General features: G+C 66.4%; 1 pseudogene. It reads left to right on the plus strand.

The window, feature by feature from the left end:
• Window positions 1–265 (plus strand): annotated as a pseudogene (locus AC0L3U_RS39540) (alpha/beta hydrolase); the annotation flags it as partial.

Genomic DNA, 265 nt, shown 5'->3' on the forward strand with positions numbered 1-265 from the left:
GCCAGCCGTATCGTGGTTCGTGTTGCCGATCGCCCCCGACACCGGCGAAACCGTCGCAGGTCTGGCCGGCAAGTTTCCGGGCAGCACGTTGGGGCCGACCCTCGCCGCTCCGGTGCCATTGAGTGATGGAGGCAAGGACCTGTACATCCAGCAGAGCCAGTTCCACGAGCAATTCGCCGCTGATGTTCCCGCCGTGGAGGCTGCATTGATGGCCGCAACCCAGCGCCCGGTCACCGACGCCGCGCTGAACGAGCCATTCGGCACG

This window comes from Bradyrhizobium sp. Kon69, from assembly GCF_055807515.1.